This is a genomic window from Nocardioides currus (genome assembly GCF_003057875.1).
In the GTDB taxonomy this organism is placed as follows: Bacteria; Actinomycetota; Actinomycetes; order Propionibacteriales; family Nocardioidaceae; genus Nocardioides; species Nocardioides currus.
Genome location: NZ_PYXZ01000002.1, coordinates 280,472 through 306,389 on the forward strand (window position 1 = coordinate 280,472; position 25,918 = coordinate 306,389).

29 protein-coding genes are annotated in these 25,918 nt (G+C 72.3%); 13 read left to right on the top strand and 16 right to left on the bottom strand.

The genetic code is table 11. From position 1 onward, the window contains the following. Nucleotides 1-140: 140 nt before the first annotated feature. From rpsM to rplQ, 5 genes are all read left to right on the top strand, one after another. Nucleotides 141-515, top strand: a complete 375-nt coding sequence (gene rpsM / locus C7S10_RS06425; protein ID WP_056599771.1) for a 30S ribosomal protein S13 — start codon at nucleotides 141-143, stop codon at nucleotides 513-515. A 70-nt stretch (nucleotides 516-585) separates the two neighbouring features. Continuing rightward, nucleotides 586-981, top strand: a complete 396-nt coding sequence (gene rpsK / locus C7S10_RS06430; RefSeq protein ID WP_056906616.1) for a 30S ribosomal protein S11 — start codon at nucleotides 586-588, stop codon at nucleotides 979-981. 26 nt (nucleotides 982-1,007) lie between these two features. Beyond that, entirely contained in the window at nucleotides 1,008-1,616 is a 609-nt protein-coding gene (rpsD, locus tag C7S10_RS06435) for a 30S ribosomal protein S4 (protein WP_108343588.1), read from the top strand. Nucleotides 1,617-1,721: 105 nt separating this feature from the next. Beyond that, nucleotides 1,722-2,738, top strand: coding sequence for a DNA-directed RNA polymerase subunit alpha (locus C7S10_RS06440; RefSeq protein ID WP_108343589.1), 1,017 nt, complete (start codon nucleotides 1,722-1,724; stop codon nucleotides 2,736-2,738). Nucleotides 2,739-2,810: 72 nt separating this feature from the next. Then, entirely contained in the window at nucleotides 2,811-3,416 is a 606-nt protein-coding gene (gene rplQ, locus C7S10_RS06445; RefSeq protein ID WP_108343590.1) for a 50S ribosomal protein L17, read from the top strand. 51 nt (nucleotides 3,417-3,467) lie between these two features. Here rplQ and C7S10_RS06450 read toward each other — a convergent pair whose 3' ends face one another. Continuing rightward, complete coding sequence (locus tag C7S10_RS06450) at nucleotides 3,468-4,424, bottom strand: ketopantoate reductase family protein (protein ID WP_108344011.1); 957 nt, start codon at nucleotides 4,422-4,424, stop codon at nucleotides 3,468-3,470. Then, nucleotides 4,421-4,774, bottom strand: a complete 354-nt coding sequence (locus tag C7S10_RS06455; protein WP_108343591.1) for a GntR family transcriptional regulator — start codon at nucleotides 4,772-4,774, stop codon at nucleotides 4,421-4,423. Before C7S10_RS06455 ends, C7S10_RS06450 begins: the two co-directional genes overlap by 4 nt. Nucleotides 4,775-4,818: 44 nt before the next feature. Between C7S10_RS06455 and C7S10_RS06460 the strand changes: the two genes are divergently transcribed. Further along, entirely contained in the window at nucleotides 4,819-5,733 is a 915-nt protein-coding gene (locus C7S10_RS06460; RefSeq protein WP_108343592.1) for a carbohydrate kinase family protein, read from the top strand. 16 nt (nucleotides 5,734-5,749) lie between these two features. Here C7S10_RS06460 and C7S10_RS06465 read toward each other — a convergent pair whose 3' ends face one another. The 4 genes from C7S10_RS06465 to C7S10_RS06480 all read right to left on the bottom strand — a co-directional run bounded on the left by C7S10_RS06465 (nucleotide 5,750) and on the right by C7S10_RS06480 (nucleotide 8,919). Beyond that, the gene (locus tag C7S10_RS06465) at nucleotides 5,750-6,313 is read right to left on the bottom strand and encodes a TIGR03086 family metal-binding protein (RefSeq protein WP_108343593.1); all 564 of its coding nucleotides are present in this window, start codon (nucleotides 6,311-6,313) and stop codon (nucleotides 5,750-5,752) included. Continuing rightward, a complete protein-coding gene (locus C7S10_RS06470) occupies nucleotides 6,300-6,818 on the bottom strand; it encodes an SRPBCC domain-containing protein (protein WP_108343594.1) in 519 nt (172 codons plus the stop codon). The genes C7S10_RS06465 and C7S10_RS06470 overlap by 14 nt, the downstream gene beginning before the upstream one ends. Then, nucleotides 6,815-7,180: an ArsR/SmtB family transcription factor gene (locus tag C7S10_RS06475; RefSeq protein ID WP_108343595.1), complete on the bottom strand. Its 366-nt coding sequence runs from the start codon at nucleotides 7,178-7,180 to the stop codon at nucleotides 6,815-6,817. Before C7S10_RS06475 ends, C7S10_RS06470 begins: the two co-directional genes overlap by 4 nt. Before the next feature lie 83 nt (nucleotides 7,181-7,263). Then, nucleotides 7,264-8,919 carry an NAD(P)/FAD-dependent oxidoreductase gene (locus tag C7S10_RS06480; protein ID WP_207769259.1) on the bottom strand — a complete coding sequence of 552 codons (1,656 nt, stop codon included), beginning with the start codon at nucleotides 8,917-8,919 and terminating at the stop codon, nucleotides 7,264-7,266. A gap of 90 nt (nucleotides 8,920-9,009) precedes the next feature. Here C7S10_RS06480 and truA point away from each other — a divergent pair, with 90 nt between their 5' ends. Together truA and C7S10_RS06490 are read left to right on the top strand one after the other, a co-directional pair. Then, on the top strand, nucleotides 9,010-9,840 hold the full coding sequence (truA, locus tag C7S10_RS06485) for a tRNA pseudouridine(38-40) synthase TruA (RefSeq protein ID WP_108344013.1): 831 nt from the start codon (nucleotides 9,010-9,012) through the stop codon (nucleotides 9,838-9,840). Next, the gene (locus C7S10_RS06490) at nucleotides 9,837-10,436 is read left to right on the top strand and encodes a class I SAM-dependent methyltransferase (RefSeq protein WP_108343596.1); all 600 of its coding nucleotides are present in this window, start codon (nucleotides 9,837-9,839) and stop codon (nucleotides 10,434-10,436) included. The genes truA and C7S10_RS06490 overlap by 4 nt, the downstream gene beginning before the upstream one ends. Before the next feature lie 9 nt (nucleotides 10,437-10,445). On the opposite strand, the gene C7S10_RS06495 is transcribed toward C7S10_RS06490, so the two are convergent. Further along, nucleotides 10,446-10,739: a hypothetical protein gene (locus C7S10_RS06495; RefSeq protein WP_108343597.1), complete on the bottom strand. Its 294-nt coding sequence runs from the start codon at nucleotides 10,737-10,739 to the stop codon at nucleotides 10,446-10,448. 61 nt (nucleotides 10,740-10,800) lie between these two features. Then, a complete protein-coding gene (locus C7S10_RS06500; protein WP_108343598.1) occupies nucleotides 10,801-11,556 on the bottom strand; it encodes a class E sortase in 756 nt (251 codons plus the stop codon). A gap of 46 nt (nucleotides 11,557-11,602) precedes the next feature. Between C7S10_RS06500 and mgrA the strand changes: the two genes are divergently transcribed. From mgrA to C7S10_RS06515, 3 genes are read left to right on the top strand one after another with little or no spacing between them, the layout of a single operon-like run. Further along, nucleotides 11,603-12,643, top strand: coding sequence for an L-glyceraldehyde 3-phosphate reductase (gene mgrA, locus C7S10_RS06505; RefSeq protein ID WP_108343599.1), 1,041 nt, complete (start codon nucleotides 11,603-11,605; stop codon nucleotides 12,641-12,643). A gap of 53 nt (nucleotides 12,644-12,696) precedes the next feature. Further along, nucleotides 12,697-13,215: a SigE family RNA polymerase sigma factor gene (locus tag C7S10_RS06510; protein ID WP_243395242.1), complete on the top strand. Its 519-nt coding sequence runs from the start codon at nucleotides 12,697-12,699 to the stop codon at nucleotides 13,213-13,215. After that, the gene (locus C7S10_RS06515; protein WP_108343601.1) at nucleotides 13,208-14,218 is read left to right on the top strand and encodes a hypothetical protein; all 1,011 of its coding nucleotides are present in this window, start codon (nucleotides 13,208-13,210) and stop codon (nucleotides 14,216-14,218) included. The genes C7S10_RS06510 and C7S10_RS06515 overlap by 8 nt, the downstream gene beginning before the upstream one ends. A 1-nt stretch (nucleotide 14,219) precedes the next feature. On the opposite strand, the gene C7S10_RS06520 is transcribed toward C7S10_RS06515, so the two are convergent. Further along, nucleotides 14,220-15,479: an Nramp family divalent metal transporter gene (locus C7S10_RS06520; RefSeq protein WP_108343602.1), complete on the bottom strand. Its 1,260-nt coding sequence runs from the start codon at nucleotides 15,477-15,479 to the stop codon at nucleotides 14,220-14,222. Nucleotides 15,480-15,573: 94 nt separating this feature from the next. Here C7S10_RS06520 and C7S10_RS06525 point away from each other — a divergent pair, with 94 nt between their 5' ends. Then, nucleotides 15,574-17,262 carry an ABC-F family ATP-binding cassette domain-containing protein gene (locus tag C7S10_RS06525; protein WP_108344014.1) on the top strand — a complete coding sequence of 563 codons (1,689 nt, stop codon included), beginning with the start codon at nucleotides 15,574-15,576 and terminating at the stop codon, nucleotides 17,260-17,262. 13 nt (nucleotides 17,263-17,275) lie between these two features. Here C7S10_RS06525 and C7S10_RS06530 read toward each other — a convergent pair whose 3' ends face one another. Further along, nucleotides 17,276-18,601, bottom strand: a complete 1,326-nt coding sequence (locus C7S10_RS06530) for a cytochrome P450 (protein WP_108343603.1) — start codon at nucleotides 18,599-18,601, stop codon at nucleotides 17,276-17,278. Between the two features lie 131 nt (nucleotides 18,602-18,732). On the opposite strand from C7S10_RS06530, the gene C7S10_RS06535 reads away from it, so the two are divergent. Further along, nucleotides 18,733-19,530 carry a lipase family alpha/beta hydrolase gene (locus C7S10_RS06535; protein ID WP_207769260.1) on the top strand — a complete coding sequence of 266 codons (798 nt, stop codon included), beginning with the start codon at nucleotides 18,733-18,735 and terminating at the stop codon, nucleotides 19,528-19,530. Here C7S10_RS06535 and C7S10_RS06540 read toward each other — a convergent pair. Genes C7S10_RS06540 through C7S10_RS06565 form a run of 6 tightly spaced genes read right to left on the bottom strand, consistent with a single transcriptional unit; the run spans nucleotide 19,520 to nucleotide 25,871 of the window. Next, entirely contained in the window at nucleotides 19,520-20,338 is an 819-nt protein-coding gene (locus tag C7S10_RS06540) for an ABC transporter permease (RefSeq protein ID WP_165807071.1), read from the bottom strand. The genes C7S10_RS06535 and C7S10_RS06540 overlap by 11 nt on opposite strands. Then, nucleotides 20,338-21,276, bottom strand: coding sequence for an ABC transporter ATP-binding protein (locus C7S10_RS06545; RefSeq protein ID WP_243395243.1), 939 nt, complete (start codon nucleotides 21,274-21,276; stop codon nucleotides 20,338-20,340). Before C7S10_RS06545 ends, C7S10_RS06540 begins: the two co-directional genes overlap by 1 nt. Next, on the bottom strand, nucleotides 21,273-22,370 hold the full coding sequence (locus tag C7S10_RS06550; RefSeq protein ID WP_108343605.1) for a hypothetical protein: 1,098 nt from the start codon (nucleotides 22,368-22,370) through the stop codon (nucleotides 21,273-21,275). Before C7S10_RS06550 ends, C7S10_RS06545 begins: the two co-directional genes overlap by 4 nt. Before the next feature lie 45 nt (nucleotides 22,371-22,415). Next, nucleotides 22,416-23,579: an acyl-CoA dehydrogenase family protein gene (locus tag C7S10_RS06555; RefSeq protein ID WP_108343606.1), complete on the bottom strand. Its 1,164-nt coding sequence runs from the start codon at nucleotides 23,577-23,579 to the stop codon at nucleotides 22,416-22,418. Beyond that, on the bottom strand, nucleotides 23,579-24,718 hold the full coding sequence (locus C7S10_RS06560) for an acyl-CoA dehydrogenase family protein (protein WP_108343607.1): 1,140 nt from the start codon (nucleotides 24,716-24,718) through the stop codon (nucleotides 23,579-23,581). The genes C7S10_RS06555 and C7S10_RS06560 overlap by 1 nt, the downstream gene beginning before the upstream one ends. 1 nt (nucleotide 24,719) lies before the next feature. Further along, nucleotides 24,720-25,871, bottom strand: coding sequence for an acyl-CoA dehydrogenase family protein (locus tag C7S10_RS06565; RefSeq protein WP_108343608.1), 1,152 nt, complete (start codon nucleotides 25,869-25,871; stop codon nucleotides 24,720-24,722). Between the last annotated feature and the right edge of the window lie 47 nt (nucleotides 25,872-25,918).

Genomic DNA, 25,918 nt, shown 5'->3' on the forward strand with positions numbered 1-25,918 from the left:
ACACAACAACACAACGTGATCGCTAGGTCCGCCCAGGCGGACTGAAGTCACCTCCGGAGCACCGGCCGGAGCCCACCCGAGGCGGGATGGGACGCGACACGACCAGAAACCGATGCGAGAACAGACAAGGAAACCGCCACATGGCACGCCTCGTTGGTGTGGACCTCCCGCGCGACAAGCGCATCGAGATCGCACTCACCTACATCTACGGCATCGGCCGTACCCGCGCCCAGCAGCTGCTCGCCGCGACCGGGGTTGACCCGAACGCCCGCGTGCACACGCTCGGTGACGAGGAGCTGGTCAAGCTCCGCGACGAGATCGAAGCCAACTTCAAGATCGAGGGTGACCTCCGTCGCGAGGTCCAGGCAGACATCCGCCGCAAGATCGAGATCGGCAGCTACCAGGGTCGTCGCCACCGCATGGGCCTCCCGGTCCGCGGTCAGCGCACCAAGACCAACGCGCGCACCCGCAAGGGTCCCAAGCGCACTGTCGCCGGCAAGAAGAAGGCGAAGTGATCCAACGCCTCGTGCGTTGACCACCGCCGCTTCACTCAGCTTCCAGACCAGTTACTCATAGGAGAACCGAATGCCTCCCAAGAGCCGCGCCACCAAGGTGCGTCGCAAGGAGAAGAAGAACGTTGCTCAGGGCGAAGCCCACATCAAGAGCACGTTCAACAACACCATCGTCACCATCACCGACCCGACCGGCGCCGTGATCTCGTGGGCCTCCGCCGGCACCGTCGGCTTCAAGGGCTCGCGCAAGTCCACGCCGTTCGCCGCTCAGATGGCCGCCGAGGCCGCCGGTCGTCGGGCCATGGACCACGGCATGAAGAAGATCGACGTCTTCGTCAAGGGTCCGGGCTCGGGTCGCGAGACCGCGATCCGTTCGCTGGGTGCGATCGGCCTCGAGGTCGGCACCATCCAGGACGTCACGCCCACCCCCCACAACGGATGCCGCCCGCCCAAGCGCCGGCGCGTCTGACCCGAGACTGAGAAAGAGAGACTGACATGGCCCGTTACACCGGACCCATGACCCGCAAGTCGCGCCGTCTCGGTGTCGACATCGTCGGTGGCGACTCGTCCTTCGAGAAGCGCCCCTACCCTCCCGGCCAGCACGGCCGCGGCCGCATCAAGGAGAGCGAGTACCTCCTCCAGCTGCGCGAGAAGCAGAAGGCCCGCTTCACCTACGGCGTGATGGAGAAGCAGTTCCTGCGCTACTACAAGGAGGCGAACCGTCGGCAGGGCAAGACGGGTGAGAACCTGCTCCAGCTGCTCGAGTGCCGCCTCGACAACGTCGTCTACCGTGCCGGCTTCGCCCGCACCCGTCGCGCTGCCCGCCAGCTCGTCGTGCACGGCCACTTCCTGGTCAACGGCCACAAGGTCGACATCCCCAGCTACCAGGTCTCGGCCCACGACATCATCGACGTGCGCGAGAAGTCGCTGGAGATGACGCCGTTCATCGTGGCTCGCGAGACCCACGCCGAGCGCCACGTCCCGGCCTGGCTGCAGGCGCTGCCCAACCGGATGCGCATCCTCGTGCACCAGGTGCCGGTCCGCGCGCAGATCGACACGCAGGTCACCGAACAGCTGATCGTCGAGTACTACTCCAAGAAGTAATCCCCTCCTCGGTGGTCGCCCGGCAACGGGCGGCCCCGAGGCATCCTCTCCCAGAATGAGATCGGGTCCATCAAATGGTGGTTGGATCCGGGAAGGAAAGAATCAGTGCTTATCGCTCAGCGCCCGACCCTGTCCGAGGAGTCGGTGGACGAGTTCCGCTCGCGCTTCGTCATCGAGCCCCTCGAGCCCGGCTTCGGCTACACGCTCGGCAACTCGCTCCGTCGTACCCTCCTGTCCTCCATCCCGGGGGCCTCGGTCACGAGCATCAAGGTGGACACCGTCCTCCACGAGTTCTCGACCATCGAGGGTGTCACCGAGGACGTCACCGAGATCATCCTCAACCTGAAGGGCCTCGTCGTCTCCTCCGAGCACGACGAGCCCGTCACGATGTACCTCCGCAAGTCCGGCGCCGGTGCCGTCACCGCCGCTGACATCGCGCCGCCGGCCGGTGTCGAGGTGCACAACCCCGACCTCAAGATCGCCACGCTGTCCGACAAGGGCAAGCTGGAGATGGAGCTGGTCGTCGAGCGTGGCCGCGGCTACGTCTCGGCTGTCCAGAACAAGGGTGCCGACAACGAGATCGGCCGCATGCCGGTCGACTCGATCTACAGCCCCGTGCTGAAGGTGACCTACAAGGTCGAGGCCACCCGTGTCGAGCAGCGCACCGACTTCGACAAGCTCGTCATCGACGTCGAGACCAAGCAGTCGATCCGTCCCCGCGACGCGATCGCCTCGGCCGGCAAGACCCTGGTCGAGCTGTTCGGCCTGGCCCGTGAGCTCAACGTCGAGGCCGAGGGCATCGACATCGGCCCGTCGCCCGTCGACGAGCAGCTCGCCGCCGACCTCGCCCTCCCGGTCGAGGACCTGCAGCTGACGGTCCGTTCCTACAACTGCCTCAAGCGCGAGGGCATCCACACCGTGGGTGAGCTCATCAGCCGCTCGGAGCAGGACCTGCTCGACATCCGCAACTTCGGTGCGAAGTCGATCGACGAGGTCAAGGCCAAGCTGGTCGAGATGGGCCTGTCCCTCAAGGACAGCGCGCCCGGCTTCGACCCGCACGCCGCCCTCGCGGCCTACGGCGACGACGACGACGACGCCTTCGTCGAGGACGAGCAGTACTAAACCCAAACCGCCGCTCGCCCGAGCGGCGTCTACCCCGGTACCTCACACGGCCGGAGAGAATCGAGAGATGACATGCCCCAGCCCAAGAAGGGCAAGCGCCTCGGCGGTAGCCCCGCCCACCAGCGCCTGATCCTGGCCAACCTGTCGACCCAGCTCTTCGAGCACGGTCGGATCACCACCACCGAGACCCGTGCGCGCATGCTGCGCCCGGTCGCGGAGAAGCTGATCACCAAGGCCAAGAAGGGTGACCTGCACAACCGTCGCGAGGTCCTCAAGACCATCCGCGACAAGTCCGTCGTGCACACGCTGTTCACCGAGATCGCCCCGACCTTCGCGGAGCGTCCCGGTGGCTACACCCGCATCACCAAGATCGGCCCCCGCAAGGGCGACAACGCCCCCATGGCGGTCATCGAGCTGGTGACCGAGGCCTACAGCCCGAAGGCTCCCTCGTCGAAGAAGACCGCCGCCGCGGCCGCTCCGGTCGAGGTTGCCCCAGTCGAGCAGCCGGTCGAGGAGTCGGAGGTCGACGAGACCACCGCCGCCGAGGAGCACGAGGCCGCCGCTGAGGAGCACGAGGCCGCGGCCGAGGAGCACGAGGCTGCCGCTGAGGAGCACGAGGCTGCCGCCGAGGAGCACGAGGCTGCCGCCGAGGCTGCCGAGGGCGAGTCCAAGGCCTGAGCCACGCACATCGAGGCCCGCCACCCTGCTGGGGTGGCGGGCCTTCGTGCGTCAGAGGCGGCGGAGGGTGTCGCCCGCGTCCAGGCTGCGAGGCTCGCCGCCGCTCGCGGCGAGCGCACGGGTGGCCTCGACGATCGCCGCGTTGGCCGGCGTGGGCACGCCGAGCAGTCGGCCCTGGAGCACGATCTCGCCGGAGAGGTAGTCGATCTCCGAGTCGCCCGTCCCGCGCCGCAGGCTCTGCCAGGTCGAGCCTCCCTCGCGCGCGAGGTCGCTGCGCCGCGCCAGGACGTCGCCGCGCCGCGCCCGGTCCTGATCTGCGGTGACCAGCGAGACGCCGGCGCGCGCCAGCACCCGCTCGCCCTCGGCCACGGCCCGATCGGCCAGCTCGTCGGCGGCGTCTCCCTGCCGGTAGGACGCGTCGACGCCGTTGCCGACGTTCATCAGCAGCTTGCGGCGCTTCCAGGCCATGATGTCGTCGCGCTCCTCGGACACCATGCCGGCGGCCCGCAGGTCGGCGGCCACGGCGGCCGTCGTGTCGTCAGTGCCGCCGGGGATGCGGCCGATGTCGAGGATCGCGGGCGTGGGGTGGCAGCCGGCCACCACGACACCGGGCTCGAGGTGCGTGGCCGGCAGCATCACGCACACGGCGTAGGTGTGGGCGAACACGCGCAGGACGGCGGTCTCGGTGGCGATGCCGTTCGTCGCGCACACGATCGGCGTGCGGCTCGGCGCGTGGGTGCGCAGGTCGGCGAGTGCCGTTGCCGCCTGGTGCGACTTCACGGCCAGGACGACGACCGTGTCGTCGGTCCACTCGACGTCGGCGGCGGTGTCGGTGGCCGGTGCCACGATGCGGTGCATGCCGGAGCCCGTGTCGAGTCGCAGTCCGCCCTCGCGGATCGCCGCGAGGTGGGCGCCGCGTGCGACCAGCGTGACCGAGCGGTCCGCCAGCGCGAGGTGCCCGCCGATGACGCCGCCGACGGCGCCGGTGCCGTAGACGACGTACCTCACGCGTCCCACCCGCTCTCGACGAGCCGCACGGCCTCCGCCCGGGTCAGGCCTCGCCGACGACAGGCCAGGACGTACGCCGCCGCGGCGTCGCGCACGTCGCTGCCGGCGTGCGACGAGGTCACGAACGTGCCGCGCCGTCCCTCGGTGGCGACGAGCCCGTCCGCCTCGAGCTCCTTGTAGACCCGCGCCACCGTGTTGACCGCGAGCCCCACCTCGCCCGCCAGTCCCCGGACGGTGGGGAGCCGGGTGCCGGCCGGCAGCCCGCCGGACGCGATCAGCGCGGCGACCTGGCTGCGGACCTGTTCGAACGGCGGGGTCTGCGACGCGTGGTCGACCGGGTCCAGCTGCATGCAGCGACCCTACGGCGAGGTCGCGCGTGGTAGACCTCGGTGTCATGGAACAGGTCGTGCTGGTCGTGGGTGAGGCGCTCGTCGACGTCGTGCGGGCCCGTGACGGGTCGGTTCGCGACCATCCCGGTGGCAGCTCGGCCAACGCGGCGGTGGCGCTGGCCAGGCTGGGTCGCCCGGTGCGCTTCGTGACCGCCTACGCCGACGACGACCACGGACGCCTGCTCGCGGAGCACCTCGGCGACAACGGCGTCCGGCTGGGCAGCGACCCGGTGATCCTGGAGCGGACCGCGACGGCGATCGCGACCCTGGCGGAGTCGGGCGCGGCGACGTACGTCTTCGACATCGACTGGCGCATCGGACCGGTGTCGCTGGAGGGCGACGAACCGGTGGCCGTCGTCTTCGGCTCGATCGGTGCCGCGCTGGAGCCGGGCGCGGAGGACGTGGCGCGCCTGGTCGGGCAGCACCGCGCCACGGCCCTGACGGTCTTCGACGTCAACGCCCGTCCGGCCATCACCGGCACCAGCAAGGCGGTGGTGGCGCGGGTCGAGGCGATGGCCGCCCTGGCCGACGTGGTGAAGGCCAGCGACGAGGACCTCGAGGCGCTGTGGCCCGGCCTCGAGCACCGCGAGGTGGCGGCGCGGCTGCTGGACCAGGGCACCGGGGCCGTGGTCGTCACGCTGGGGGAGCGGGGGCTGGCCTGGTTCACGCCGGACGGCGAGGGAGTGGTGCCGGCCGTGCGCACGGAGGTGGCCGACACCATCGGTGCCGGCGACACCGTCACCGCGGCGATCGTCGACGGCCTCTGGGACCTCGGGGTGGTGGGCAGCGCCGCCCGGGGCGGGCTGGCCGCCCTGCGCGCGGAGGACTGGACCGCGGTGCTGGAGCACGCCGGGCGAGCCGCCGCGATCACGGTGGGCCGCCCGGGAGGCGACCCACCGTGGCGGCACGAGCTCGGCTAGGTCCGGTCGGTGCTGCTCAGCCGGCCGACCAGGCCGGGTCGCGGCCGATGAAGCCCATCAGCCGGTCGACCACGGGGGCGTCGTCGGGGACGGGCACCGCGGCGCCGTACTGCCCCGAGCTGCGCAGCATCTCCTCGATGGGCTGCATCCCCGCGAGCATCGTGGCCGCGAAGTCCTCGTCGAGGCCGTGCGGCTGGCCGGTGGCGGTCGCCAGGTCCCAGGTGTGCATGAAGACGTCGGCGGTGTAGAACCGGTCGACGGCGTCCTCGAGCCGCTGGGTGCCGGTGAAGGGGTGGGTGAACTCCTCGTCGCCGCGGGTGTCGATCAGCTCCCGCACCCCGTCGGCGTGGTGGCGCCACGCAGCGACCGGGTCGTCGGCCACGCCCGGGCCGGCGGGCAGCGTGACACCGCCCGCGGACAGGAAGCCGGGGAACCACTCGACGAGATGGCCCACCACGTCGCGTGCGGTCCAGCCGGGCACCGGCGCGGGCGCCTCCCAGTCGTGAGTCTGCGCGACGCGGTCGGAGAAGGTGGCCGCCACCGCGCGGTGGCGCTGGGCCGGGGACTCAGGCAGCGCCATCGGCCAGCACTCCGTCGGCGAGCATCCGGTCGAGCTTGGCGTAGCCCTCGTGCACGCCGACCTCCATGCCGCTGGACAGCATGCCGTCGCGGCCCTCGAAGGAGTCGCACAGCGAGAAGCCGTGCATCCGGGTGCGGCCGTCGCCGAGGTCCTCGAAGGTCATGGTCTCCAGGGCGATCGCGTCGGGCATGCCCTCCCAGGTGAACGTCTGCACGATCTTGTCCTCGCCGACGAACGGGAACGTGCCACGGAAGGCGTACTCCTCGCCGTCGCGCTCGGAGACGTAGCGGTAGGAGCCGAGCGTGCGGCAGTCCCACTGGTCGATGCGGGTCGTCAGGGAGTCGGGACCGACCCACTGCGCGAACAGCTCCGGGTCGGTGTGGGCGCGCACGAGCTGGCCCGGGGTGGCCTCGAAGTCGCGCCAGATGTGCACGGCGGGCACGTCCTGGTCGGCCTCGATCGCGGCCTCGGTGTAGCGGGTGTCGGGGTTCTGCACGGCGGTCATGATGCGGTTCCTTCCTGCGGGGTCCGGTTGTTCTCTGCGTTCTCTGCGTTCATGGCGGCCAGCACGGCGTCGAGGCGGCTGAACCGCTCCTCGGCCTGCCGGCGGTAACGCTCGATCCACTTGGTCATCAGGTCGAACACCTCTGCTTCCAGGTGCACCGGTCGGCGCTGGGCCTCCCGGGTGCGGCTGACCAGGCCCGCGTCCTCGAGCACCTTGAGGTGCTTGGAGACGGCCTGCAGGCTGACGTCGTACGGCGCCGCCAGGTCGTTCACCGTCGCGTCGGCCTCCGTCAGCCGGGCGACCATGTCGCGCCGCGTCGGGTCGGCCAGGGCGGCGAAGACCTTGGAGAGCTGGTCGGTCATGCGAGGCACCTTCTTCAACTGATTGGTTGAATAAAAGGTAGGCCGACCAGAGGATCGTTGTCAACCGTTCGGTTGAACAAGGATCATTCGAGGAAGGAGTGCACCAGCGAGACGACCGAGGCGCCCTCGCCGGAGGCCGAGGCCACCCGCTTCATCGAGCCGGAGCGGATGTCGCCGGCGGCGAAGATGCCGGGGACGGTGGTGGCCAGGTTGGCCGGGGGCCGCCCCTCGGCCCACGCCTCGCCCGGCACGTCACGACCGGTCAGCACGAAGCCGCGCTCGTCGCGGGCGACCTGGTCGGGCAGCCAGTCGCAGTGCGGCTCGGCGCCCAGGAGGAGGAACACCCCGCGGACGTCGCGCCGGTGGACCTCACCGGTGGTGACGTCCTCGACGTCGACCCACTCGAGCCGCTCGGCCCCACCGCCCTCGACGATGCGCGACGACGCCAGCACCTCGATGCGGGGGTTGAAGCCGATCTCCTTGACCAGGTAGTGCGACATGGTGGCCGCCAGGTCGGGGCGGCGGACCATGATCGTCACGGACCGGGCGAACCGGGACAGGTGCACCGCCGCCTGCCCGGCGCTGTTGCCGCCGCCGACGACGATGACGTCGCCGCCCTCCATCTCGCGCGAGGCGGCCATCGCGGCGCCGTAGTGGACGCCGTAGCCGATCCGGGTGTCGATGGACTCGATGCCGATGCGCCGGTAGGTGACGCCGGTCGCGATCACCACGGCGCGGGCGTGCACGTCGCCGCCCTCGGTGCGCACGACGTGGGGAGCGCCGTCGCGGCCGGGCTCCAGCCCCAGCACGGGCCACCCGGTGAAGAACCGGGTGCCGAAGCGGATCGCCTGGTTGCGGGCGCGCTGCGCCAGGCGCATCCCGGAGATGCCGCGGGGGAAGCCGAGGTAGTTGCGGATCATCGAGCTGGTGCCGGCCTGCCCGCCGATCGCCTCGCTCTCGATGGTCACCGTCGACAGCCCCTCGCTCGCCGCGTAGACGCTGGCGGCGAGCCCGGCCGGCCCGGCGCCGACGACCACCACGTCGACGACCTGGTCGACCTCGATGTCGTCGGGCCGCCCGTAGAGCGTGACGGCGAGGTCGCGGGTGCTCGTCGGGACGAAGGGGACCGTGGAGTTGAAGGTCTCGACGAGCGGCCACGCGTCGGGCTCGCCGGTGTGGCGCCCGAGCACCTCACGGCCCTCGTCGCTGTCGGGGTGGAAGACGCCGCAGGGCGCCCCGACCCGGTCGAGGTAGTCCCGCAGCTGGAGCGTCAGCACGTCCTGCTCCGGGGTCACGATGCGCACGGAGTAGACCTCGGGCACCGCCACGGTCGCCGCCCAGTCGTTGAGGAGGTCGATGATCGCGGTGTGGAACTCCTCGTCGCGGATCCCGCGGGGCATCAGGAGGAACGCGTCGTACTTCCCGGTGGCCTGGCCGTGCCGCAGCGCGTCGGCGTCCACGCGGAAGTTCTCCCAGTGCGCCACCACCACGCGGCGCGCGGTCGGCACCGACTCCCGGATCTTGGCGATCGCGGGATAGACCTCCATGTCCGCGAGCCGCGACTCCAGCACGAACAGGGCGACCTGTCCGCCGCCCTTCAGCACGTCGATCGCCTGGTGCTTGGCCTCCATGGCGGTGCGGACGCAGCGGACGTCGTACTCCCGGCTGTAGCGCCAGAACTGCTGCTCGAGGACGTCGAGGTGCTGGTCGGAGACGAGGATGATCGCCGGGTTGCTCACGGGATCGAGTATGGCGCGACAGCGGTCGTCGCGTCGCGGACGTTCTGCCTCCGTCGATCCTGACGGGCCCGGCCACCTAGGATCTGCGGGGTGCGCATCCGGCTCGACCTGTCCTACGACGGGACCGACTTCAACGGCTGGGCGACCCAGCCCACGCTGCGCACCGTCCAGAGCGTGCTCGAGGACGCGCTCTCCACGACCCTGCGGCTCCCGGTCCGCGTCGTCTGCGCCGGACGGACGGACACCGGAGTGCACGCCCGCGGGCAGGTGGTCCACCTCGACGTCGAGCCGGACGTGCTGGCGGCCGCCGCCGGTCGACGACCGGTGTCGGCGCCCGAGTCGCTGGCGCGCCGGCTCAACGGCATCCTGCCGCCCGACGTCCGGGTGCGGCGCGCCGTGGAGGCGCCGCCCGGGTTCGACGCGCGGTTCTCCGCGACGTGGCGCCGCTACGCCTACCGCATCGCGGACCGCGCGGACCTGGTCGACCCCCTCACCCGCCGCCACGTGCTCGCCTGGCCGCGTGCGCTCGACGTCGATGCGATGAACGAGGCGTCCGCGCCGCTGGTCGGGCTCCAGGACTTCGCCGCCTTCTGCAAGCGGCGCGAGGGAGCCACCACGGTCCGCACCCTGCTCGAGCTCTCGTGGTCACGGGGCGAAGCCGGCCTGCTCGAGGGGCGGGTGGTCGCCGACGCCTTCTGCCACAGCATGGTCCGCTCGCTGGTGGGCTGCCTGCTGGCCGTCGGCGAGGGCCGCCGCGAGCCCGCCTGGGCCGCCGGGATCCTGGCCGGCCGCGTCCGCGACCCCGCGGTGGTCGTCGTGCGCCCCCACGGCCTGACCCTCGAGGAGGTCGGCTATCCCGAGGGCGACGAGCTGGCCGCCCAGGCCGCTCGTGCCCGCAACCCGAGGAGCCCCATCCCGTGACCGAGGACCACTACTTCTCCGCCGACCCCGCCGCGCCCTTCACCCGGGAGACGTTCACGGCGCAGGCGTGGGGCCACTCCCTCGAGCTGGCCAGCGCGTCCGGCGTCTTCAGCCGCGGGCACCTCGACCACGCGACCGCCGTGCTGTTCCGCGAGCTCGAGCCGCCGGTGCAGGGCCAGTTCCTCGACCTGGGCTGCGGGTACGGCGCCATCGGGCTCGCGATCGCCCGCGCCGTACCCCTCGCGACCGTCACCGCGGTCGACGTCAACGAGCGCGCCCTGCTCCTGGCCAACGAGAACGCCGAGGCCCTGGGCCTCGCCTCGCGCTTCGTCGCGGCCCTGCCCGAGCAGGTCCCGAGCGACATGACCTTCGACGAGATCTGGTCCAACCCGCCCATCCGGATCGGCAAGGCCGCGTTGCACGAGCTGCTGCTGACGTGGCTGCCGCGGCTGCGCCCCGACGGGCGGGCCGTCATGGTCGTCGGCAAGAACCTCGGCGCCGACTCGCTGCAGCGCTGGCTGGGCGAGCAGGGCTGGCCCACGACGCGGCTCTCCAGCGTCAAGGGGTTCCGGGTGCTGGAGACGCGTCGCGGCTGACGACCGGTCTCAGTCGTCGTCGCTCTCGATCTGGGCGATGAGGTCGTCGGCGTCGGTCTCGACGGCGAAGATCGGCAGGATGCTGATCACCCAGCCGGGCCGCTTGTCCTCGATCTCGTGGGCGAGGTCCCAGGCCTGTTGCGCACCGACGGGGCCGAGGCGGACGTACTCACCCTCGTCCTCGCTCTCGTGGTCGGTGTCGATCTCCACGACCCACGTCTCGGACCAGTCGTCGGCGAAGTCGTCGAAGGTGGTGTCGGCGTCGTCCGGGGTGTCCTCGGCGACCGGGTAGATCAGGGGCATGGCGGGCTCCGTTCGTCAGTGGGCGTGCGCGATCAGCGTGACCCATCGTGCCAGTGGGTGCTCAGGCCGGGCGGGTGGCCACGAGCACGCCGATCTTCTCGATCCGGTGCTCGGGGTTGTCGAACTCGTCGGCCCAGTAGTTGCCGGCCGCGTGGTCCTCGATCGTGGCGCAGGTCGACAGCGTGATCATCGCCCGCGTCGCCGCCACGCCGGGTCGTCCCGGGACCGCGGCGCGTTGCGCCGCCAGCGAGGCCCGCGACCGGAAGGACGTCCACCGCGTGCGACGCACCTCGTAGACGTGCACGACGTCGGCCACCCTGATCCGGACCCGGCTGCCGTTCGGCAGCGACGGCAGATAGCGGAACGGCTCGGTCGAGGAGAGCCGGTGCCCGGTCACGATGTAGTTGCCGATCTCGCCCGGCGCCTCCCCGCCCGACCGGCCGCGCGGCGAGGCGAGCGAGCCGTCGTTCTGCAGGCGGGTCCCCACGGCGTCGTCGGGTGACCCGCGGTAGCGGACGACCGGGAAGTCCGCGAGGCCGAGTCGCGGGATCGAGAGGAACGAGCGGGCCGGCTCGGGACGCGCCGGGGTCTCGGTGGCGGGCGGTGTGGGCGAGGGGGACGACGACGTGGGCGTCGACGTCGGCGTCCGAGTCGGCGACGGTGGTGACGAGGACGGTCCCGTGCTCGTCGACCCGGCCGGGCGGCGAGCCGAGCGCTCGGGCTCGGCCGCGCAGCCCGCTCCCGCCGCGACGGCCAGCAGCCCCAGCAGCCCCAGCAACGTGGCGGGAAGCGGGGCGGGGCGGCGTGCGCGGGCCATCCGGCCACGCTAGTCCGGAGACCAAGCGGCCTGACAGAGTGCAGCCATGACGTACGACGCCGCGCAGGACCGCTACGACCACACCGACTACCGCCTGACCGGCCGCAGCGGGCTCAAGCTCCCGCCGCTGAGCCTCGGGCTGTGGCAGAACTTCGGCGACGACCGTCCGGAGGAGACGCAGCGGGCGATCCTGCGACGGGCCTTCGACCGCGGCGTGACGCACATCGACCTGGCGAACAACTACGGCCCGCCGTACGGCCGGGCGGAGGAGAACTTCCGGCGCTACCTCGCCGAGGACTTCAAGCCCTACCGCGACGAGCTCGTCATCTCGACCAAGGCGGGCTACGACATGTGGCCGGGGCCCTACGGCCAGGGCGGGGGCGGGCGGAAGTACGTCCTCGCCAGCCTCGACCAGTCGCTGGCCCGAATGGGCCTCGACTACGTCGACATCTTCTACAGCCACCGCTTCGACCCCGAGACCCCGGTCGAGGAGACGATGATGGCGCTCGACACGGCCGTGCGTTCGGGGCGCGCGCTCTACGCCGGCATCTCGTCCTACTCCGCAGCCAAGACCCGCGAGGCGGCCGGCATCGCCCGCGACCTCGGGACGCCGCTGCTGATCCACCAGCCGTCCTACTCGATGCTCAACCGCTGGATCGAGGCCGAGGACGGTGGGCAGAGCCTGCTCGACGAGCTCGAGGAGCAGGGCATGGGGTGCATCGTCTTCACCGCGCTGGCCCAGGGCCTCCTCACCGACCGCTACCTCGACGGCGTCCCCGACGACTCGCGCGCCGCCCGGGACGACAGCACCATCGCCGGGCTCGACGAGGACGTGCTGCGCCGGGTGCGGGCGCTGAACGAGATCGCGCAGCGGCGCGGGCAGAAGCTCGCCCAGCTCGCCCTCCAGTGGGTGCTCCGCGACAACCGGGTGACCAGCGCGGTCATCGGCGCGAGCAGCGTCGAGCAGCTCGACACCAACCTCGACGCCCTCGACGGCCCGCCCCTGACGGACGAGGAACTCGCCGAGATCGACCAGCACGCCGTCGAGTCCGGCATCAACCTGTGGGCGAAGTCGACGGAGGACTGATCCGCTCGCAACGGATAGCAGGTCCCGCGCGTCTGTGAGGCATGGGGACAGCAGTGGGGACTCGTGACCAGGGCCGGGGGAGCCGGGCGGAGGCGATCACCGACTTCGACGCGTGGGTGTCGGCACGGGGGCCGGACCTGCTGAGGTTGGCCTACGTGCTCACCGGCAACCGGGCCGACGCCGAGGACGCCGTGCAGGACGCGTTGTCGCGCGCACTGCCCCGGTGGGATCGGATATGCCGGGCCGACGACGTCGACGCCTACGTGCGCCGGATGGTGGTCAACGCCAACGTCTCGGGCTGGCGCAGGTTCCGCCGGCGGGAGACCCCGACGACGGTCCCGGTCGACGGCGTGGCCCGCTCGGGCCTGCCGTCCGAGGACCGCGACGCGCTGTGGCAGGCCTGCCGGGCCCTGCCACCCGACCAGCGGACCGCCGTGGTGCTCCGCTTCTACGAGGACCTGGACTACCCCGAGATCGCCGCGCTGACGGGAGTGCGCGAGGGCAGCGTCCGCTCGCGCGTCTCGCGCGGGATCGCCACCATGAGGACTGCGCTGGGAGACGACGATGACTGAGTTCGAGGACACCCTGCGCGACACGCTGCGCGGACGGGCCGCCGAGGCGCCACGAGCGGAGGGACTGGCCGGCGGCGCGCGGCGACGGCTCCGCCGACGGCGTACGGCGATGGCGACCGCGGGAGTCGTCGCGGCCGTGGTCGTCGTGGCGCCCTTCCTGGTCTGGGACCGCGACCCGGGGTCGAACGACGTCGCGACCGACCCGACGTCCCCGACCGCCTCCGCGACGAGCACCGTCCCCGACGACGGGCCCCGCACGGAGTCGTGGCACGACGTGACCTTCGAGGTCCCCGGCGAGTGGGGCGTCGGCAACCCGACCGCGTGGTGCACGAACGCCGCGGAGCCTGCCGCCGCGACACCCACCGTCGGGCGCCCGAGCGACGTCACGCCGATGATCGCGTGCAGCCCCGGGCAGGGCTACGGAGCGATCATCGAGCCGCGCGACCCGGAGGGCTACTTCCCGGCCTCCGGCGACGTCTGGCGCTACCAGGCCCCCGAGGGGTTCGACGCGCTGTATCCCGACCGGTCCTGGGTGGGCATCTGGTACGACGCCGACGTGGCCGTGACGGTCGTGACCCCGGACCGGGCCCTGACCGAGCAGGTCGTCGGCTCCGTGCGGGTGGTCGAGGCCGACGGCGCCGACGACAACGGCTGCCCGCCGATGCTCGGCTTCGCGGAGGCATCGAAGGCCGACGGCTCCGACTCGCTCTCGGTGTGCCGCTACGACGACAGCGACGACCTCGAGTGGAGCAGGCGGCTGTCCGCGGCCGACGCGACGAGGGTCCGTGACCTGCTGGCGTCGGCACCCGAGCGCAGCATCGACTACGACTGCCCGACCGAGGAGCCCGACCCGGGCCGGTTCGCCGTCCTCGACGGAGGCGCCTACGCGATCGCGGTGGTCACCGGGGCGTCGTGCCCGGGTCGCAACGGTGTCTTCCGCGCGGACGGCGAGCGCGAGGTGACCCCGGAGCTGGCGGCCGCCCTGGAGCGGCCGACGTCCTGACTCACGCCTGGTCGATCGCCTTGCGCACCTCGTTGACGCACAGGGCGACGAAGGCAAGCGCGATGATCACCATCAGCACGTTGGAGTGCAGCTTGTTGCGCCACTCGGCGGGTGTGCGGTCGGTGTTGAGCAGCCACAGCAGCGTGATGGCGAGGAACGGCATGAAGAACGCCCCGAGCACGCCGTAGGCGAGGATCAGCCAGACCGGCTTGCCGAGGAAGAGCATCAGCATCGGCGGGAACGTCAGCCACAGGATGTAGGCGCGGTACCACGTGCCGCCGGCGCGGGCCTCGGCGTCGTCGCTGTGGCCGCCGCGGATGTTGGTCATGAAGTCGGCGAACATCAGGCTGACGCCGTTCCACACCCCGACCAAGGAGGACATCGCCGCCGCCCAGAAGCCGAGCAGGAAGACCTTCCCGGCCCATTGGCCGTAGCGGTCCTGCAGCACGACACCGAGATCGAGGAGTCCCGCGTCGCCACTCTCGATGGCCACGCTGGTCGAGTAGAGCAGCTCGGCACCGACGATCAGGGTGGCGAGGACGAAGATGCCGGTGACGACGTAGGCGACGGAGTTGTCGATGCGCATGACCCGCATGTAGGCCGGCGTGCTCCACCCCTTCTCGCGCAGCCAGTAGCCGTACGCCGCGAGCGTGATGGTGCCGCCGACGCCGCCGGCGAGGGCGAGGGTGTTGACCAGCCCACCGTCGGGGATGCGCGGGGCGAGCCCGGTCAGCAGCTCGCCGAGGTTGGGCAGCGTGAGCAGGGCGGCACCGACCATCGTCACGAACATGATCCCGACCAGCGCGGCCAGCACCTTCTCGAACACGCCGTAGCGCCCGGTCCACACGAGCAGCAGGCCCAGCAACCCGGACGCGATGCCCCACCACGTGGTGGAGAGCCCGCCGATGAGTCCCTGGAGCGCGAGCCCGGTGCCGGCCATCGCGGCGGCGCCGTACACGAAGCCCCAGATCACGATGTACGGCGCGAAGTACCACGTCGTCCAGATGCCGAGCGAGCGCCAGCCCTCGAAGATCGTGCGACCGGTGGCCAGCGAGTAGCGTCCGGCGCCCTCGACGAGCACGATCTTCATCACGCAGCCGACGACCACGCACCACAGCAGGGTGTAGCCGAACTTCTGGCCGGCGATCAGGGTCGCGACGAGGTCGGCGGCACCCACACCGGTCGCCGCGACGACGAGGCCGGGGCCGATGATGCGCCAGCGGGGGACGGAGGACGTGGCTTCGTCGTGCTGCAGGGACATGGTCCTCAACCTAGTGGTGGTCTAGACCGCAGGCGAATGTCCGCGCCAACAAACGCGTGGCCCCGGGGCGGCCCGATCGCGGACAATGGCGCCCGTGGGTCACGTGGATGTCGCCGGAGTGCGTTACGAGCTGCCAGACGGTCGGGTCCTTCTCGACGACGTCTCCTTCCGGGTCGCCGACGGCGCCAAGGTCGCCCTGGTGGGCGCCAACGGAGCCGGCAAGACCACCCTCCTGCGCATCGTCACCGGCGACCTGAAGCCGCACGCCGGCGCCGTCACCCGCAGCGGCGGGCTCGGGGTGATGCGCCAGTTCGTCGGGCACGGGGGAGGCGACGAGACGGTCGCCGACCTGCTGCTCAGCGTCGCGCCGCCGGCCGTGCGGGAAGCGGCGAACGCCGTGCACGCGTGCGAGCTGGCGCTGATGGACAGCGACGACGAGCCGACGCAGATGGCCTACGCGACGGCGCTGTCGGACTACGCCGACGCCGGCGGCTACGACCTCGAGGTCACCTGGGACGTGTGCACGACGACCGCGATGGCGCTGCCCTTCGACCGCGCCCGCTACCGCCTCCTGAGCACGTTGTCGGGCGGCGAGCAGAAGCGGCTGGTCCTGGAGTACCTCCTCCGCGGGCCCGACGAGGTGCTGCTGCTCGACGAGCCCGACAACTACCTCGACGTGCCCGGCAAGATCTGGCTCGAGGAGCGGATCCGCGAGTCGGCCAAGACGATCCTGTTCATCAGCCACGACCGCGAGCTGCTCGCCAACACCGCCACCCGCATCGTCACCGTCGAGCTCGGCCACGCCGGCAACCTCGTCTGGACGCACCCGGGCGGCTTCGCGAGCTATCACGAGGCCCGCAACGACCGCTTCCTGCGGTTCGAGGAGCAGCGTCGCCGCTGGGACGAGGAGCACGCGAAGATCAAGGCGCTCGTGCTCCGGCTGAAGATCAAGGCGGAGTACAACGACGGCATGTCCTCGCAGTACCGCGCCGCCCAGACCCGGCTCCGGAAGTTCGAGGAGGTCGGCCCGCCGACCGAGCAGCCGCGCGAGCAGCAGGTGACCATGCGGCTGACGGGTGGTCGCACCGGCAAGCGCGCGGTCGTGTGCACCGACCTCGAGCTGACCGGGCTGATGCGTCCCTTCGACCTCGAGGTCTGGTACGGCGAGCGCGTGGCCGTCCTCGGCAGCAACGGGTCCGGCAAGTCGCACTTCCTGCGGCTGCTGGCCGCCGGTGGCTCCGACCCCGACGTGGAGCACAAGCCCGTCGGTGACCCGCCGAAGCCGGTGCCGCACACCGGCAAGGCCAAGCTCGGTGCGCGGGTGCGACCCGGCTGGTTCGTGCAGACCCACGAGCACCCCGAGCTGGTCGGTCGCACGCTGCTGGAGATCCTGCACCGCGGCGACGGCTCACCGGACGGTCGGAGGGGGATGGGTCAGGAGCAGGCCGCTCGCGTGCTCGACCGCTACGAGCTGGCGCACGCCGGCGAGCAGGCCTTCGAGTCGCTCAGCGGCGGGCAGCAGGCGCGGTTCCAGATCCTCCTGCTCGAGCTCTCGGGCGCGACCCTGCTGCTGCTCGACGAGCCGACCGACAACCTCGACGTGCAGAGCGCCGAGGCCCTCGAGGCCGGGCTGGCGTCCTTCGAGGGGACGGTGCTCGCCGTGACCCACGACCGGTGGTTCGCCCGCGGCTTCGACCGGTTCCTGGTCTACGGCCAGGACGGCGAGGTCTACGAGTCCGACGGTCCGGTGTGGGACGAGGGTCGGGTGGCGCGGGCCCGCTGACGGCGCAGGCCGCTCAGGCGGACTGCGCCACCTCCGTCTCCTTGTCGAGCCGGACCGGGAGGGACTCGAGTCCGTAGACCGCGGACAGTGGCGTGAACGACAGCGTGCCGGGGTCGACGGCGAGGTCGAGGTCGGGGAACCGGCGCGCGAGACCGGTCAGGGCGGCACGCAGCTCCATCCGGGCCAGCTCGGCCCCCACGCAGCGGTGCATGCCGTGGCCGAAGGCGAGGTGGGACGAGGCCGGCGACGTCGGGTCGAAGTCGTCGGCCGTGCTCGTCCTCGGGTCGCGGCTCGCGCCGGTCAGCGAGACGAGGACGAGGTCACCGGCGGCGATCCGCACGCCGCCGAGATCCATGGCGGTGCGGGCGAAGCGCGGGAAGGCGACCTGGACGGGGCAGACGTAGCGCAGCAGCTCGTCGACGACCCGGTCGACCTGATCCCGGTCGCCGGTGGCCAATGAGGCGAAGGCGTCGCGGTCGCGCACCAGGACGAGGGTGCCCAGAGCGAGCATGCTGGCGCTGGTCTCGAAGCCGCCGAGGAAGACGCCGTCGGCGAGCCCGCCGACCTCGACGTCGCTGAGCTCGGGGTGGTCGTCGGCGATGCTGGCGATCAGGCCGTCGGGGTCGAGGCCGGCGCCGCCCTGCCGGTGGCGCGTGACGAGGTCGATCAGGAACTCGCGCGTGGTGGCCGCGGCGCCGAAGGTGCCGGCGCCGCCGTTGCTGAGGTCGAAGCGGGCCGTGCCGAGGGAGCGGAAGGCCGCCCGGTCGACCTCGGGCAGGCCGAGCAGGTCGCAGATCACCCGGAACGGCACGGCGAAGGCCAGCCGGTCGGCCAGGTCGACGACCGGCCCAGCGGACTCCATGTCGTCGAGGCAGTCGGCCACGATCCGGTCGATGCCCGCCTCGAGGCGGGCCAGCCGGCGCACCGTGAACTGGGGGGTGAGCACGCGCCGGAGCCGGGTGTGGTCCGGCGCGTCCGTCATCCCCAGCCCGCCGACCTCTTCGGCCGCACTGCGCGGCCGCGTCCCGAGCAGGTGACGCACGTCGTTGCTGTAGCTCTCCCGGTCCGCGAGCACGGTCCGGGCCAGGTCGTGGCCGGTCACCAGCCAGACGTCGAGGCCCAGCACGCGGATCAGCCGGGTGACGTCGCCGCGGGCGCGGGCCGCCGCCAGCTCCGGCACGGGGTCGAGTCCGTCACGCAGCAGCGGGAGCCGGGCCCGCGCCGGGAACCGACTGATCGTCGAGACGTCGAGCCCGCCTCCGGACGGGCAGGCGCGGCGGGACGTGGCGAGCCGGAGCACGACGCGGCGCACACCGCCCGGGATGCGGATCGTTGTCATGTCACCAGCACACCTCGCGTCGGGGGCGCCCACCAACAGGGTCAACCCCCATTCTGCCGGGCGTTCCCCCGACTCGTCCCCGACCTCGACGGCGCGCCGCCGACGGACCACCTGCCGGGCACACTGGAACGGTGCTCACCTCCCTGTCCCCGGCTCGGCGCCGCTTCGCCGTCGGTGCGACGGCCACGGTCGTGGTCGCCGTGCTCGCCGTGGTCGGGACCGTCCTGCTGCGCCGGGACCCCGCCGTACGCCCCGTGGCGCAGGACCGCCCCGGTCCCGTGCTGCTGGTGCCCGGCTTCGGAGGCTCGACGTCGGCGCTCGAGGTGCTCGCGGACGCCCTGCAGGGCGCCGGGCGTGAGGTGCGGATCGTCGGGGCCGGCGGCTCGGGGACGGGGGACCTGCACGAGCAGGCGGTGGACCTCGGGCGGGCGGTCGACGCCGCGCTCGAGGAGTCCGGGGCGTCGTCGGTCGACGTCGTCGGCTACTCCGCCGGCGGCGTGGTGCTGCGGATCTACGTCGCCGACCTCGGCGGGGGCTCGACGGTCCGTCGCGCCGTCACGCTCGCCTCGCCCCACCACGGCACCGACCTCGCCGCGCTGGCCTCGTCCCTGGGCACCCGGGCCTGTCCGATGGCCTGTCAGCAGCTCGACCCCGACTCCGACCTGCTGCGTGCGTTGAACGCCGGGACCGAGGCGCCCTCCGGTCCCGCGTGGGTCGCCCTGTGGACCGACGACGACGCGACCGTGGTGCCCCCGGACTCGGGCGACCTCGAGGGGGCGCTCGGTTTCTCCGTGCAGAGCATCTGCCCGGACCTGACCGTGGCCCACGCCGACGTGCCGCGGACCCCCGCGGTGATCGCGATGGTCCGATCCGTGCTCGGCACCGGGCCGGTCGTCGAGCCGGACGACTCGGCGTGCGTCAGTCGGTGATGTCCTTCGTCAGGAAGTTGGCCCAGGCGGCGCCCAGGAAGACCACGATGTAGCCCGCCTGCACGAGCACCCCGCGCAGGACGTCCGTCCACAGGATCGGGTCGCGGAAGAGGTCGACGAAGGCGAGCCAGTGCCGCGTCAGGAGGTAGGGGTGCAGGGCCTCGGCGGCGTCGAGCGGGAGCAGGAGGGTCGAGGCCACCAGCAGCATCATCGCCCCGAGCGCGGCACCCAGGGGCGACTGGGCGATCGTCGAGAAGAACAGGGCGACCGCGGCGACGCCGAGCATGCAGACCATGGCGTAGCCGAAGGCGAGTGCCGTGCGCCCGACCAGCTCGGGAGTCGACATGGCGGTGCCGGAGACGCTCGTGGTGGGACCGGTCACGGTCACGGTCTGGTCGCCGAGCAGCAGCACGCCGACGACGTAGGCCGTGACGGCGACGACGAGGACGGTGACGACCACGAACACCATGACGGCACCCAGCTTGGCGACGAGCAGCCGGGTGCGCCCGACGGGCCGGATCAGGAGGTAGCGCAGGGTGCCCTGCTGGGCCTCGCCGGCGATCGCCTCACCCGCGGTGATCGCCACCGCGATGGGCAGGAACAGCGGCAGGACCAGGGCGAGCGCGGCCAGGGGGAACAGGGTGCCGTCGGTCAGGACCGCGGACAGGAACGCCGGTCCGGTCCCGGGCCGTGGGCCGGGGTCGGTGAGGGCGAGCAGCACCGCCACGAGGGTCGGCAGGGCGTCGATCAGCGCGATCGTCGCCCAGGTGCGCCGGTTGCGGAAGAGCTTCGACAGCTCGGTGGCCATCACGGCGTGCCCGCCTCCCGCCCGAACCTGTCGGTCCCGGAGGTCGTGGCCTCCAGCACCACCTCCTCGAGGCTGCGGTGCTCCGGCGCGAGCAGCGTCACCCGCACCCCCTGCGCGACGAGCCGCGCGTTCAGCTCCGCCACGTCGGGCACGCGGACCAACAGCCGCCCGTCGCCGTGCTCCTCCACCGTGCCGTCCAGCAGGCTCCGCGCGAGGTCCACGTCCGGGGTGTGCACCTCGGTGCGCCCGGTGGGGCCCCGCAGGGCGGAGAGCTGGTCCTGGAGCACCAGCCGCCCGCCGTCCAGCACCCCGACCCGGGTGCACATCTGCTCGATCTCCCCGAGCAGGTGGCTGGAGAGGAACACCGTGGTGCCCTCCCGGTTGAGCTCGAGCAGCAGCGTGCGGATCTCGTTGATCCCCTGCGGGTCGAGACCGTTGGTGGGCTCGTCGAGGACCAGCAGGCGAGGCCGGCGGAGCAGGGCGGCGGCGAGCCCCAGCCGTTGCCGCATGCCCAGCGAGTAGGCGCGGACGGCCCGGTCGTCGATGCTGGCCAGCCCGACCCGGTCGAGGGCCTCCCCGATCCGCCGGCGTCGCGAGCGCCGGTCGCCACCGGGGCCGGTGGCGTCGATGAGCGCGAGGTTGGCCCGTCCGGACAGGTGGGGGTACGCCGCCGGCCCCTCGACGAGGGCGCCGACCTGTGGCAGCACCTCGCGCCCGGCCGCGGGCATCGAGGACCCGAGCACCTCGATCTGCCCGGAGGTGGCCAGGACGAGGCCGAGGAGCATCCGGACCGTGGTCGTCTTGCCGGACCCGTTGGCGCCGAGGAACCCGTAGACGTCGGCCTCCCGCACGTCGAGGTCGACGGAGTCCACGGCCGTGACGTGGCCGAACCGCTTGGTCAGGCCGTGCGTCCGGACCACGCCCGTCCCGCCGCTCACGAGGCGTCGTCCAGGACGACGAAGCCCGCCAGCAGGTCGCGCCCTGCCCGCTCGAGGGCGTCGCGCGTGAGCGTGCCGGCGAGCAGCCAGCCGCCGTCGCCGTCCGAGCCGGTGAGCAGCACGCCGAGCGGGCCGAGCGCGACCACGGTCCGGGTCCGGTCCCGGTCGACGCCGGGCGTGACCGCCATCTGCTCACGCAGGGCGTCCGCCTCGCGGTCGCGGAGCGGGATCGCGATGACCTGGGCGGTGCCCTCGCCGTACACCCCCACGGCGCCGTCGGAGGCGCCCGACTGGTCGAGCCCGGCGAGGCTGGTCGGCGGACGGAGGGGGGCGTACTGGTTGGCCGCGTCGGCGATGTCCAGCACGTCGTCGAACTCCACGTCGGTGCCGGACGTGGCCTCGAAGGTGAGGGTGTCGGCCGCGGGCCGGTCGGGGGAGAAGTGGGTGAAGCGCGAGCTGAAGTCGGGCGTCGAGGACCCGCCGGAGTAGACCTCGACGAGGAGCGGCACGCCCGAGGCGAGGTCGGTCCACAGGTCGACGTGGTCGATGCTGGACAGGGGCGACGACGGCCGGACGCGCAGGCCGGCGGCGCTCCGTCCGGCCACCCGCCTGGCCGGGAGGGCCGTCGCGTCCGACTCCGACAGTCCGCGCAGGAGCCGCTCGGCCAGGACAGGTGGGAGCAGGTCGCCGGCGCGGGGGAGACGGATGGCGGGGTTGCGGCTGACGGTGGCCTCGGCGCGCTCGTAGTCCCACCCGATGGTGGTGTCGCCGTCACGGAAGAGGTCGTCCTCCCCGGTGGCCAGCAGCCGGTCGACACGCCAGTGCTCCTCGTCCTGCCACCACGCACGCAGGCGGGTGCGCTCGCCGAAGAGGGCCGCGATGCCGCTGAACCGGTCGGCGTCCGGCAGCTGGAGGGTGCCCTCGATCTCCACCTGTCCCGACCACGAGCCGTCGACCGCGGCCCGGGCCTGCCCGAGCACCGTCTCCTCGTCCACGTCGGCGCCGCCGGCGGGCAGGGAGCGTACGGCGACCGGCGCGAGCGCGAGAAGGGCCGCGGCCAGCGCGACCGCGCACCAGCGCCGGGTCGGGGTCATCGCTCCATCATGCGCCGGACCCGGTTGGGCCCGGCAGGAGCGGCGTCACCCGAACGCGCTGATGCCCGTCTCCGCGCGGCCGATCAGCAGCTTCTGGATCTGGCTGGTGCCCTCGTAGAGCGTCATCACCCGGGCGTCGCGGAGGTACTTCGCGACCGGGTAGTCGTCGACGTACCCCGCCCCGCCGTGGACCTGGATGGCGTTGTTGGCGGCGCGCACCGCCGCCTCGGAGGCGAAGAGCTTGGCCTTGGACGCCGCCGTCCCGAACGGCTCGCCGCGGTCGACCAGGTCGGCGCAGCGCCACACGAGCAGCCGCGCGGCGTCGGCGTCCAGCGAGATGTCGGCGATCAGGTCCTGCACCAGCTGGAAGGCCGCGATCGGCTTGCCGAACTGGATGCGGGAGGTGGCGTAGTCGACCGAGGCCTCGAGGCAGCCCTGCACGATCCCCACGCAGCCCGCGGCCACGGCCAGCCTCCCCTTGTCGAGGGTGCTCATCGCGATCTTGAAGCCGCGGCCGACCTCGCCGAGCACGGCGGACGACGGCAGACGTACGTCGCTGAGGAAGAGCTCGGCGGTGGCCTGGCCGCGCAGCCCGAGCTTGCCGGTGACCTCGCGGGCCTCGAAGCCGGGGGTGTCGGTCGGCACCAGGAAGGCCGTGACGCCGCGCGGGCCGGGGTCGACGGCGGGGTCGGACGTGCGGGCGAAGACCAGCGCGACGTCGGCCCAGGTGCCGTTGGTGATGAACAGCTTCTGCCCGTTGAGCACCCAGTCGTCGCCGTCGCGGGTGGCGCGCGAGGTGAGGCTGCCGGCGTCGGAGCCGGTGTCGGGCTCGGTCAGGCCGAAGCAGCCCAGCTTGGTGGCGCTCGCCAGCTGCGGGAGCCACTCCTGCTTCTGCTCCTCGGTGCCGTGGAACAGGATCGACTTGCCGACCAGCCCGCTGCTCACCGACACGATGCCGCGCAGGGCGGAGTCGGCCCGCCCGAGCTCCTCCATGGCGAGCGCGTAGGTGACGTAGTCGCCGCCGAGCCCGCCGTACTCCTCCGGGATGGTGAGCCCGAAGAACCCGAGCTCCGCCATCTTCGGCACGATCGCGAGGTCGACGGACTCGTCGTGGTCCCACTGCGTGCGGTGGGGGACGGCCTCCCGGTCCAGGAACGTGCGCGCGAGGTCGCGGAAGGCGACCTGCTCGTCGGACAGGGAGAGGTCCATCAGCCGAGCGCCTCGACCGCGCCGTGGTCGCCCACCCGCGCCGAGAGTCGCGTCAGGTGGTGCTGCGCGCCGCCGAGCCACTGCTCGAGCACGGCGAGGTGGGCGGTGCCGACGCCGACGGAGTACTCCGCCGTCATCGCGATCCCGCCGTGGAGCTGGATCGCCTCCTGGCCGATGTGTCGTCCCGCCCGCGCGACCTGGAGCCCGACCCGGTCGGCGGCGTCGGCGATGTCGTCCTGGCTGCCCTCGGAGATCGTCATCGTCGCCCAGTCGACCAGGCTGTGGGCCAGCTCGAGCGAGACGTACATGTCGGCGGCGCGGAAGTTGAGCGCCTGGAAGGTGTTGAGGGTGACGCCGAACTGCTTGCGGCTCGTGAGGTAGTCGGTGGTGGCCGCGACCTGCGCCTGCATCACGCCGAGCGCCTGGTTGGCCCCCATGATGCGGGTGATGTCGCTGACGGTGGCGATGGTGGGGGTCAGGTCCTGGCCCGGCGTCCCGAGGGGTACGGCGGGGGTGCCGTCCAGCTCCAGGCGCGCGGCACGGCTCCCGTCCACCGCGGCGTAGTCGGTGCGGGTCACGGCCGCGCCCTCGACCACGAAGAGCCCGGTGCCGCCGTCGGGCAGCGACGCCGAGACGATCACGTGGTCGGCGCGGGCCCCGTTGGGCACCGGGTCGCGGACCCCGGTGAGGGTCCAGTCGTCCCCGTCGACCGCGGCCGTGACGCCCTCGGCGTCGGCGCTCCAGCGCCCGCCCGGCGAGGTGTCCGCGGCGGCGAGGACGATCTCGCCGGCGGCCAGCCGGCCGAGCAGGTCGGCCCGCTGCTCGGGCGTCCCGGCGGCCGCCACCAGCCCGCCGGCGTGCACGACGCTGGCCAGGAACGGCTCGGGCGCGAGCACCCGGCCGAGCTCCTGGCACACCAGCCCGATCTCGACCGGGCCGGCGCCCACACCGCCGTCGTCCTCGCTGAAGGGCAACCCGAGGACGCCCATCTCGGCGAGCCGCGCCCACTGCGCCTCGTCGAACCCGGGCGCCTCGGCGGTCGCCGTGCGGCGGCTCTCGAAGTCGGCGTACGCCTTGCCGGCCAGCCCCCGCACGGCCTCGCGCAGGGCCTTCTGCTCGTCGTCGTAGGTGAAGTCCATGTCAGAGTCCCAGGATCGTGCGGGCGATGATCTGGCGCTGGATCTCGTTGGATCCGCCGTAGATCGACGCCTTGCGCAGGTTGAGGTAGGTCGGGGCGGTCCGCCGGGCCCAGCCGGGCACGGGGGAGTCGTCGTCGGCCCCGCTGGCCAGCGACCCCGGGCCGGCGAGGTCGAGCGCGAGCTCGCTGACCGCCTGCTGGAGCTCGGTGCCCTTGAGCTTGAGCACCGACGACGCGGGGTGCGGCTCGCCGCCGGCCGAGTGGGCGACCACGCGCAGCGCGGTGAGCTCGAGGGCGAGCAGCTCGTTCTCGAGCTCGGCCACCCGCGCCCGGGTCAGCGGGTCGTCGAGCAGGTCGCCGGCGTCCTCCTTGAGCCGTGCGAGGGCCCGCTTGGTGGCGCCGACCGGGGCGACGCCGACCCGCTCGTTGCCGAGCAGGAACTTCGCGATCGTCCAGCCGCCGCCCTGCTCACCGACCAGCAGGTCACCGGGGACCCGCACGTCGTCGAACCACACCTCGTTGACCTCGTGGCCGCCGTCGATCAGCTCGATCGGGCGGACCTCGACCCCCTCGAGCGTCATGTCGATGAGCAGCATCGAGATACCGGCCTGCTTCTTCACCTCCGGGTCGGTCCGGACGAGGGTGAAGATCCAGTCGCCGTACTGCCCCAGCGTGGTCCACGTCTTCTGCCCGTTGACGATCCAGTCGTCGCCGTCGCGGACCGCCGTCGTGCGCAGGCTCGCGAGGTCGGAGCCGGCGTCGGGCTCGGAGAACCCCTGCGACCACCAGATGTCGAGGTTGGCCGTCTTCGGCAGGAAGCGCTCCTTCTGCTCCTGGCTGCCGAACTGTGCCAGCACCGGCCCGATCATCGAGGCGTTGAAGGCCAGCGGTGCCGGCACCCCCGCGCGCTGCATCTCCTCGTGCCACAGGTGGCGCTGCAGGTCGGTCCAGCCCTTGCCGCCCCACTCCTCGGGCCAGTGCGGCACCGCGAGGCCGGCGGCGTTGAGCGCCCGCTGGCCCGCGACGATCTCGTCGTGGGTCAGGTGCTGCCCGGCGAGCACCTTGTCGCGGATCTCCTGCGGGAACTCGGTGGTGAAGAACGTCCGCATCTCGTCACGGAACGCGGCGTCCTCGGCGGACAGCTTGAGCTGCATGGTGCTCCTGGTCCTCGGCTTGGTCGTCGGTGGGGCATCGCAGCGCG

Coding starts and splice junctions, on each gene's coding strand:
- rpsM (WP_056599771.1), top strand. CDS start 141: ATGGCACGCCTCGTTGGTGTGGACCTCCCGCGCGACAAGCGCATCGAG.
- rpsK (WP_056906616.1), top strand. CDS start 586: ATGCCTCCCAAGAGCCGCGCCACCAAGGTGCGTCGCAAGGAGAAGAAG.
- rpsD (WP_108343588.1), top strand. CDS start 1,008: ATGGCCCGTTACACCGGACCCATGACCCGCAAGTCGCGCCGTCTCGGT.
- rplQ (WP_108343590.1), top strand. CDS start 2,811: ATGCCCCAGCCCAAGAAGGGCAAGCGCCTCGGCGGTAGCCCCGCCCAC.
- C7S10_RS06455 (WP_108343591.1), bottom strand. CDS start 4,774: ATGCAGCTGGACCCGGTCGACCACGCGTCGCAGACCCCGCCGTTCGAA.
- C7S10_RS06460 (WP_108343592.1), top strand. CDS start 4,819: ATGGAACAGGTCGTGCTGGTCGTGGGTGAGGCGCTCGTCGACGTCGTG.
- C7S10_RS06465 (WP_108343593.1), bottom strand. CDS start 6,313: ATGGCGCTGCCTGAGTCCCCGGCCCAGCGCCACCGCGCGGTGGCGGCC.
- C7S10_RS06470 (WP_108343594.1), bottom strand. CDS start 6,818: ATGACCGCCGTGCAGAACCCCGACACCCGCTACACCGAGGCCGCGATC.
- C7S10_RS06475 (WP_108343595.1), bottom strand. CDS start 7,180: ATGACCGACCAGCTCTCCAAGGTCTTCGCCGCCCTGGCCGACCCGACG.
- C7S10_RS06495 (WP_108343597.1), bottom strand. CDS start 10,739: ATGCCCCTGATCTACCCGGTCGCCGAGGACACCCCGGACGACGCCGAC.
- C7S10_RS06500 (WP_108343598.1), bottom strand. CDS start 11,556: ATGGCCCGCGCACGCCGCCCCGCCCCGCTTCCCGCCACGTTGCTGGGG.
- mgrA (WP_108343599.1), top strand. CDS start 11,603: ATGACGTACGACGCCGCGCAGGACCGCTACGACCACACCGACTACCGC.
- C7S10_RS06515 (WP_108343601.1), top strand. CDS start 13,208: ATGACTGAGTTCGAGGACACCCTGCGCGACACGCTGCGCGGACGGGCC.
- C7S10_RS06520 (WP_108343602.1), bottom strand. CDS start 15,479: ATGTCCCTGCAGCACGACGAAGCCACGTCCTCCGTCCCCCGCTGGCGC.
- C7S10_RS06530 (WP_108343603.1), bottom strand. CDS start 18,601: ATGACAACGATCCGCATCCCGGGCGGTGTGCGCCGCGTCGTGCTCCGG.
- C7S10_RS06540 (WP_165807071.1), bottom strand. CDS start 20,338: ATGGCCACCGAGCTGTCGAAGCTCTTCCGCAACCGGCGCACCTGGGCG.
- C7S10_RS06550 (WP_108343605.1), bottom strand. CDS start 22,370: ATGACCCCGACCCGGCGCTGGTGCGCGGTCGCGCTGGCCGCGGCCCTT.
- C7S10_RS06555 (WP_108343606.1), bottom strand. CDS start 23,579: ATGGACCTCTCCCTGTCCGACGAGCAGGTCGCCTTCCGCGACCTCGCG.
- C7S10_RS06560 (WP_108343607.1), bottom strand. CDS start 24,718: ATGGACTTCACCTACGACGACGAGCAGAAGGCCCTGCGCGAGGCCGTG.
- C7S10_RS06565 (WP_108343608.1), bottom strand. CDS start 25,871: ATGCAGCTCAAGCTGTCCGCCGAGGACGCCGCGTTCCGTGACGAGATG.